The following is a 7,270-nucleotide window of genomic DNA, read 5'->3' on the forward strand; positions in this document are numbered from 1 at the left end:
CGCCCGCGACCACCGGCACCCGGCCCCCGGCCGCCTCCACGGCGGCCCGGACGCACGCCTCGAACTCCTCGGGCAGCAGCGCGTGGAACTCCCCGGTGCCGCAGCACGCGAACACGGCGGCGGCACCGGCCTCGACGCCCTGGCGGACATGCGCGCGGAACACGTCGAGATCGACGGAGCCGTCGGGGCCGTACGGAGTGACGGGGAAGAACAGCGGCCCGCTGGGGATACTGAGCCGGTCGGCGAGAGGGGCTGGCGTCACGGGCTCTCCCTTGAACAAGCGCGTACGTTCTTCTGATCAATGTCTACATCTCTGAACAACCTCACCCTAAGGAGCCGCCTCAGGGTGGGTCAAGCGCGCGAATGAGCAACAGGGGAGCGGATTTCCCAGGTCCGCGCCACACTTGACGGGCATGGCGACCGATCCCTAGCGTGTCCATGCATGTGAATTCCGTTCATGGATGAGGTCAGCCATCCACTGTCGATCCCAAGGAGACCGAGGATGCCCGCTCCCCGCACCGTTCTGCTCACCGGCGCCGCAGGCGGGCTCGGCACCCTGATGCGGGACCTGCTCCCCTCCTACGGCTACGACCTGCGACTGCTGGATCTGCGCCCGATCGAGGGCGAGCCGGACGCGATCACCGCCGACCTCTCCGACCGGGCGGCGCTCCGCGAGGCCGTGCGGGGCGTCGACGCGATCATCCATCTCGCCGGCATCTCCCTGGAAGCCTCCTTCGACAAGATCCTCAAGTCGAACATCGAGGGCACGTACAACCTCTACGAGGCCGCCCGCGAGGAGGGCGTCCCGCGCGTCGTCTTCGCCTCCTCCAACCACGCGGTGGGCTACACACCGCGCCCCCAGGGCGACGACCCGCTGATCCCCGTCGACACCCCGCACCGCCCCGACACCTTCTACGGCCTGTCCAAGTCCTTCGGCGAGGACCTCGCGCAGCTCTACTGGGACAAGCACCGCCTGGAGACCGTCTCCGTCCGTATCGGCTCCTGCTTCGCGGAGCCCAGCAGCGTGCGCATGCTGTCGATCTGGATGAGCCCCGCCGACGGCGCCCGCCTCTTCCACGCGGCCCTGACCGCCGAGGAGGTGCGGCACACGATCGTCTACGGCTCCTCCGCCAACACCCGCCTGTGGTGGGACCTGTCGACCGCGCGGGCGCTCGGTTACGAGCCGCGGGACGACTCCGAGCCGTACGCCGAGAAGCTGATCGCCGAGCAGGGCGAGCTGGAGCCGGGTGTCGAGGCGCACGCCTACCTGGGCGGCCACTTCGTGAACGACCCGCCGATCTGGCCGTACTGACACGGGCCGTACATCCGGTCGTAGTGACCGGAAAAGGAACTTCAGAGCGGCGGGCGGGCACCGAACGGGCCCGCCCGCCGGCATGTTCGGGCACGGACGCTGCCCGATCCCACGCCCCGGCGGACAGCCGTGCAGGTCCGCGACGGGCACAGCACGTGGTAAACGGTCACACACGGGCAGCATCGGACGTGCAACAGGCCTGGTCAGTGCCGCGCACCAGCTGTAGAACTTCCCCCAAGGGTCCCACCGGGCCCGAACGGGCAGTACTCCAGTGAGCGGGAAGGTGGTGTCGGCCATGGGCACGAGTTCGGCGGAGGAACGTCAGCGGGAGATCGTGCGGGCCGCGCGCCGCACCGGCTCGGTCGACGTCACCGCGCTCGCCGCCGAGCTGGGCGTGGCCAAGGAGACCGTACGGCGGGATCTGCGCGCCCTGGAGGACCACGGGCTGGTCCGCAGGACCCATGGCGGGGCCTACCCCGTGGAGAGCGCCGGTTTCGAGACGACGCTCGCCTTCCGCGCCACGAGCCACGTTCCCGAGAAGCGCCGGATCGCGGTCGCCGCGGCCGAGCTGCTCGGGGACGCCGAGACGGTCTTCGTCGACGAGGGCTTCACCCCCCAGCTCATCGCCGAGGCCCTGCCCAGGGACCGACCGCTGACCGTGGTCACCGCGTCCCTGCCGGTCGCGGGCGTGCTCGCCGAGTCCGAGAACACCTCGGTACTGCTGCTCGGCGGCCGGGTCCGGCACGGCACCCTGGCGACCGTGGACCACTGGACGACGAAGATGCTCGCCGGCTTCGTCCTCGACCTCGCCTTCATCGGCGCCAACGGCATCTCCCGCGAACACGGCCTGACCACCCCCGATCCCGCCGTCAGCGAGGTCAAGGCACAGGCCATCCGTGCCGCCCGGCGCACCGTGTTCGCGGGCGTGCACACCAAGTTCGGGGCGGTCAGTTTCTGCAGGTTCGCCGAGATCGGCGCCCTGGAGACGATCGTCACAAGCACGCTGCTCCCGTCGGCCGAAGCCCACCGCTACTCATTGCTGGGGCCACAGGTCATCCGCGTCTAGCACGCCGTTCGAAATTCCAACTGAGTCTCTACGTAGGGTGCAGCCACGCCCGGCTGGCGCCTTTTTCTCCCTATATGTGCAGGAGCGATCCATGCGAACCCAGAGCCGACGACGGCCGCCGCGAGCCACGCTCGCCCTGGCCGCCGTAGGGACGCTGCTCGCCCCGCTGCTCTCCGGCTGCTGGGTCGGAGCGGGCGGCGCCGGATCAGGCGGCAACTCGATCAACGTCCTGATGGTCAACAACCCCCAGATGACCGAACTCCAGAAGCTGGCACCGAACTTCACGAAGGAGACCGGCATCAAGGTCAACTTCACGGTGCTGCCCGAGAACGACGTCCGCGACAAGATCAGCCAGGACTTCGCCAACCAGGCCGGCCAGTACGACGTCGCGACCCTCTCCAACTACGAGATCCCGATCTACGCCCGCAACGGCTGGCTGCACGAGATGGACTCGTACGTCGCGAAGGACCCGGCCTACGACGAGCAGGACATCCTCAAGCCGATGCGGGAGTCCTTGACCGCGGACGACGGCAAGCTCTACGGGCAGCCGTTCTACGGCGAGTCGTCCTTCCTGATGTACCGCAAGGACATACTCGCCGACAAAGGCCTCACCATGCCCGCGCACCCGACCTGGACCCAGGTGGCCGACATAGCCGCCAAGGTCGACGGCGCGAAGCCCGGCATGAAGGGCATCTGCCTGCGCGGACTGCCCGGTTGGGGCGAGCTGATGGCGCCCCTGACCACCGTCGTGAACACCTTCGGCGGCACCTGGTTCGACAAGAACTGGAAGGCGCAGCTCGACTCCCCCGCATTCGAGCAGGCGACGAAGTTCTATGTCGACCTCGTCCGCAAGCACGGCGAGTCCGGCGCGGCCCAGTCCGGTTTCGCCGAGTGCCTCAACAACATCACCCAGAGCAAGGTCGCCATGTGGTACGACGCCACCTCGGCGGCGGGCTCGCTGGAGGCCAAGGGCTCCCCGGTGAAGGGCAAGATCGGCTACGTCCCCGCCCCGGTCGAGAAGACCGACTCCTCCGGCTGGCTCTACACCTGGGCCTGGGGCATCCAGAAGGCGTCCCACAACTCCGACAAGGCCTGGAAGTTCGTGTCCTGGGCGTCCAGCAAGCAGTACGAGCAGCTGGTCGGCGAGAAGGACGGCTGGTCCAACGTGCCGGCCGGCAAGCGCGCCTCGACGTACACGAACCCCGACTACGTCAAGGAGGCCGCCGCCTTCCAGGAGATGACGAAGGCGGCCATCGAGGGCGCCAAGCCCAACGACCCCGGCGTGCAGCCGCGCCCCGCGCCCGGCATCCAGTTCGTCGACATCCCCGAGTTCACCGACCTCGGCACCAAGGTCTCCCAGGAGATCAGCTCGGCCATCGCCGGACGCCAGTCCGTCGACTCGGCCCTGAAGAAGGCCCAGAAACTCGCCGAGAAGATCTCCAAGGAGTACGAGGGACGATGACCGCCACGACAACGGCCCGCCTGGCCACCAGTCCGACCCGTACCGCGCGGCAGCCCTCGGACAAACTGCGCGCCTGGGCCACCCGCGCCCCCCTGCTCCCCGCCCTGATCTTCATGATCGTCGTAACCCAACTCCCGTTCGTGGCCACGCTGGTGATCTCCTTCTTCGACTGGAACGCGCTCTATCCGAAGGCCCGGCACTTCACCGGTTTCGACAACTACCAGCAGGTCCTGACCGACGCCGACCTGCGCCACTCGGTGTGGACGACCGTCCTGCTCACCGTCGCGGTGGTGCTGGCCAGCCTGGTCCTGGGCATGCTGCTCGCGCTGCTCCTGGACCGGAAGTTCCGGGGCCGGGGCTTCGTCCGCACCCTGCTGATCGCCCCGTTCCTGGTGGTGCCGGTGGCTGCGGCCCTGCTCTGGAAGCATGTGCTCTACAACCCTGAATACGGCCTGCTCAATGGGCTGTTGCACTATGTGGGCGGCCCACAGCCGGACTGGATCTCCAACAACCCGCTGCTCGCGGTCGAGGCCTCCCTGGTGTGGCAGTGGACGCCGTTCATGATGCTGATCCTGCTGGCCGGACTGCAGAGCCGCGACCAGCAGCAGATCGAGGCCGCGAAGGTGGACGGCGCGAACGACTGGCAGGTCTTCCGCTATCTGACCCTCCCGCACCTGCGCCGCTATCTCGAACTCGGCGGTCTGCTGGGCTCGATCTACATCGTGCAGAACTTCGACGCGGTCTTCACGATCACGTCGGGCGGCCTGGGCACCGCCAACCTGCCCTACACCGTCTACCAGAGCTTCTACCAGGCCCACGAGAACGGTCTCGCCTCGGCGGCCGGCGTCCTGGTCGTCATCGGCTCGATCATCATCGCGACCTTCGCCCTGCGCGTCGTGTCGTCCCTGTTCCGTGAGGAGGCGTCCCGCGCATGAGCAGCATCGCCGTACGCGTGCGTGACCGCCGTAAAGGAGCGGGCCTCGGCCTGGTGGCCTGGCTTCTCGGCATCGTGTTCTTCCTGCCCATCGCCTGGATGGCGCTGACGTCCTTCCACTCGGAGACCGACGCGGCGACCAACCCGCCGTCCTTCGGGGCCGCCCTCACCCTGGACAGCTACCGGGAGTTCTTCGGCACGGGCGGCGGCGCGAGCCCCTGGCCCGCGCTGATCAACTCGCTGGTCGCGTCGGTGGCTTCGACGCTCTTCGTGCTGCTGCTGGCGTTCCCGGCGGCCTACGCGCTGTCGATCCGCCCGGTGAAGAAGTGGACCGACGTCCTGTTCTTCTTCCTGTCCACGAAGATGCTCCCGGTGGTGGCGGGCCTGCTGCCGATCTACCTGTTCGCGAAGAACGCCGGGATGCTGGACAACATCTGGCTCCTGGTCATCCTCTACACCTCGATGAACCTGCCGATCGCGGTGTGGATGATGCAGTCCTTCCTCGCCGAGGTCCCGGTCGCCGTCATCGAGGCGGCGCAGATCGACGGCGCCCGGCTGCCGACCATCCTCGCGCGCGTGGTGGCCCCGATCGCCCTCCCCGGTATCGCGGCGACCTCCCTGATCTGCTTCATCTTCAGCTGGAACGAGCTGCTGTTCGCCCGAGTTCTGACGGGCGTGGTCGCCGAGACCGCCCCCGTGTTCCTGACCGGCTTCATCACCAGCCAGGGCCTGTTCCTGGCGAAGGTGTGCGCCGCGTCGCTCGTCGTCTCCCTGCCGGTGCTCGCCGCGGGGTTCGCCGCCCAGGACAAGCTGGTCCAGGGCCTCTCCTTGGGAGCCGTGAAATGAAGGCCGCCGTCATCGAGTCCGTGGGCCGCGCCGTCGTCACCGAGGTCCCCGACCCGACGCCGGGCCCCCGCGAGGTCGTCGTCGAGGTCGCCGCCTGCGGCCTCTGCGGCACCGATCTGCACATCCTCCAGGGCGAGTTCGCGCCCAAGCTGCCGATCGTGCCGGGCCACGAGTTCGCGGGCGAGATCGTCGCGGTCGGCACCCAGGTCACCGAGGTCTCGGTCGGCGACCAGGTGGCCGTAGATCCATCCCTCTACTGCTACGAGTGCCGGCAGTGCCGCAACGGCCACAACAACCTCTGCGAACGCTGGGCCGCGATCGGCGTCACCACGGCGGGCGGCGCCGCCCAGTACGCACTCGCCCCGGTGGCGAACTGCGTGAAACTGCCCGAGCACGTACGCACCCAGGACGCGGCACTCGTAGAGCCCCTGTCGTGCGCGGTGCGCGGCTACGACGTCCTGAAGTCCCGCCTCGGCGCACACGTCCTGATCTACGGCTCCGGGACCATGGGCCTGATGATGCTGGAGCTGGCCAAGCGCACGGGGGCGGCGAGCGTCGACATCGTGGACCTGAACCCGGCCCGTCTGGAGACGGCCCGCACGCTCGGGGTCTCCGGCTCTGCGGCGAACGCGGACGAGCTGGACCGGCCGCAGGGCTGGGACCTCGTCGTCGACGCGACCGGCAACGCTGCGGCGATCCAGGACGGCCTGGACCGGGTGGCGAAGGCGGGCACGTTCCTGCAGTTCGGGGTGGCCGACTACGCGACCCGGGTGTCGATCGACCCGTACCGCATCTACAACCAGGAGATCACCATCACCGGCTCCATGGCGGTGCTGCACAGCTTCGAGCGGGCGGCGGAGCTGTTCGCGAACGGGGTCCTCGACCCCGGGATCTTCATCAGCGACCGGATCGAGCTGGAGCGGTATCCGCAGGCGCTGGAGCAGTTCGCGGCGGGGGTGGGACGGAAGATCGTGGTGATTCCCTAGTCCGCAGAAGGGTTCAGGAGAGTCCGCAGGAGGGATCGAGGGCGGTTTCGAGCCGGCAGTTCCAAGGGTTGGCCAATTGGTCGCTTGGTAAGGGAACGGCAAAATGGTCTCGGTCGTTCACGAGGCATGACAGCTATGACCCCCGGCTCGAACATCCCTCTCTCCGCCGCGCGCGTGACGGTGGACGTCGCCGCCCCGGTGCGGCTCGACGTATCGGGCCTGCTGCTCACGGGCGACGGCAAGGTGCGCTCCGACGACGACTTCATCTTCTACAACCAGCCGGCGGGCCCCGGCGTGACCTACCGCTCCGGCGGCGGTACGGCACCCGACGCGATCACCGTCGACACCGGCGCCGTCCCGCCCGGCATCGAGAAGATCGTCGTCACCGCCAGCCCGGACGCGGCCGGCCAGAGCTTCCAGGGCATCGAGCCCACGGCGACGATCCGCAACGCGGACGACAACAGCGTGCTGGGCACGTTCACGCCCCCGCAGCTCGGCGCCGAGACGGCTTTGGTGGTCGTCGAGATCTATCTCCGCAACGGCGTCTGGAAGGCCCGCGCGGTCGGCCAGGGGTACGCGAACGGCCTGGCGGGCATCGCGACGGACTTCGGCGTCTCGGTGGAGGAACCGGCCGCGGCTCCGGCTCCGGTGGCCCCGCCGGCAC

8 protein-coding genes are annotated in these 7,270 nt (G+C 68.7%); 7 read left to right on the forward strand and 1 reads right to left on the reverse strand.

The features are described from left to right. A partial coding sequence (locus R6V09_RS41390; protein WP_317886644.1) for a dihydrodipicolinate synthase family protein occupies window positions 1-262 on the reverse strand: 262 nt, incomplete at its 3' end. A 240-nt stretch (window positions 263-502) separates the two neighbouring features. Between R6V09_RS41390 and R6V09_RS41395 the strand changes: the two genes are divergently transcribed. The 7 genes from R6V09_RS41395 to R6V09_RS41425 form a co-directional block, all read left to right on the forward strand. Next, on the forward strand, window positions 503-1,312 hold the full coding sequence (locus R6V09_RS41395) for an NAD-dependent epimerase/dehydratase family protein (protein ID WP_317886645.1): 810 nt from the start codon (window positions 503-505) through the stop codon (window positions 1,310-1,312). Window positions 1,313-1,607: 295 nt separating this feature from the next. After that, on the forward strand, window positions 1,608-2,378 hold the full coding sequence (locus R6V09_RS41400) for a DeoR/GlpR family DNA-binding transcription regulator (RefSeq protein WP_019067511.1): 771 nt from the start codon (window positions 1,608-1,610) through the stop codon (window positions 2,376-2,378). A gap of 91 nt (window positions 2,379-2,469) precedes the next feature. Next, window positions 2,470-3,840 carry an ABC transporter substrate-binding protein gene (locus R6V09_RS41405; protein WP_317886646.1) on the forward strand — a complete coding sequence of 457 codons (1,371 nt, stop codon included), beginning with the start codon at window positions 2,470-2,472 and terminating at the stop codon, window positions 3,838-3,840. Continuing rightward, a complete protein-coding gene (locus tag R6V09_RS41410; protein ID WP_317886647.1) occupies window positions 3,837-4,775 on the forward strand; it encodes a carbohydrate ABC transporter permease in 939 nt (312 codons plus the stop codon). Before R6V09_RS41405 ends, R6V09_RS41410 begins: the two co-directional genes overlap by 4 nt. Then, window positions 4,772-5,620, forward strand: coding sequence for a carbohydrate ABC transporter permease (locus R6V09_RS41415; protein WP_317886648.1), 849 nt, complete (start codon window positions 4,772-4,774; stop codon window positions 5,618-5,620). The genes R6V09_RS41410 and R6V09_RS41415 overlap by 4 nt, the downstream gene beginning before the upstream one ends. Continuing rightward, a complete protein-coding gene (locus tag R6V09_RS41420; RefSeq protein ID WP_317886649.1) occupies window positions 5,617-6,606 on the forward strand; it encodes a zinc-dependent alcohol dehydrogenase family protein in 990 nt (329 codons plus the stop codon). The genes R6V09_RS41415 and R6V09_RS41420 overlap by 4 nt, the downstream gene beginning before the upstream one ends. Before the next feature lie 126 nt (window positions 6,607-6,732). Beyond that, the coding region (locus R6V09_RS41425) for a TerD family protein (RefSeq protein WP_317886650.1) at window positions 6,733-7,270 on the forward strand (538 nt) is incomplete at its 3' end.

The sequence above is a fragment of the Streptomyces sp. W16 genome, from assembly GCF_033194735.1.
Taxonomy (GTDB): Bacteria; Actinomycetota; Actinomycetes; order Streptomycetales; family Streptomycetaceae; genus Streptomyces.

Excerpts from the sequence above, each read along its gene's own strand:
- R6V09_RS41395 (WP_317886645.1), top strand. The coding sequence starts at position 503 with ATGCCCGCTCCCCGCACCGTTCTGCTCACCGGCGCCGCAGGCGGGCTC.
- R6V09_RS41400 (WP_019067511.1), top strand. The coding sequence starts at position 1,608 with ATGGGCACGAGTTCGGCGGAGGAACGTCAGCGGGAGATCGTGCGGGCC.
- R6V09_RS41405 (WP_317886646.1), top strand. The coding sequence starts at position 2,470 with ATGCGAACCCAGAGCCGACGACGGCCGCCGCGAGCCACGCTCGCCCTG.
- R6V09_RS41410 (WP_317886647.1), top strand. The coding sequence starts at position 3,837 with ATGACCGCCACGACAACGGCCCGCCTGGCCACCAGTCCGACCCGTACC.
- R6V09_RS41415 (WP_317886648.1), top strand. The coding sequence starts at position 4,772 with ATGAGCAGCATCGCCGTACGCGTGCGTGACCGCCGTAAAGGAGCGGGC.
- R6V09_RS41420 (WP_317886649.1), top strand. The coding sequence starts at position 5,617 with ATGAAGGCCGCCGTCATCGAGTCCGTGGGCCGCGCCGTCGTCACCGAG.